1 tRNA gene is annotated in these 350 nt (G+C 43.4%); it reads left to right on the forward strand.

Features of this window, described 5'->3' with window-relative positions:
• The first annotated feature begins 40 nt into the window (after window positions 1–40).
• Window positions 41–116, forward strand: a tRNA-Ala gene (locus V6F91_RS27255).
• The last annotated feature ends 234 nt before the right edge of the window (window positions 117–350 follow it).

Genomic DNA, 350 nt, shown 5'->3' on the forward strand with positions numbered 1-350 from the left:
TCGGCAGTTCGAATCTGCCCAGACCCACCAATTTTGTTATGGGGCCATAGCTCAGCTGGGAGAGCGCCTGCCTTGCACGCAGGAGGTCAGCGGTTCGATCCCGCTTGGCTCCACCATATAAACTGCTCTGAAAGCTTAGAAATGAATATTCCGAGAGAATATTGATTTCTAGTCTTTTGATTAGATCGTTCTTTAAAAATTTGGGTATGTGATAGAAAGATAGGCTGAACGTTACTTTCACTGGTAACGGATCAGGCTAAGGTAAAATTTGTGAGTTCTCTTAGTTGAGAAATTCGAATTTTCGGCGAATGTCGTCTTCACAGTATAACCAGATTGCTTGGGGTTATATG

Origin of the sequence: Pseudomonas koreensis (genome assembly GCF_036668835.1) — a bacterium.
Taxonomy (GTDB): Bacteria; Pseudomonadota; Gammaproteobacteria; order Pseudomonadales; family Pseudomonadaceae; genus Aquipseudomonas; species Aquipseudomonas koreensis_I.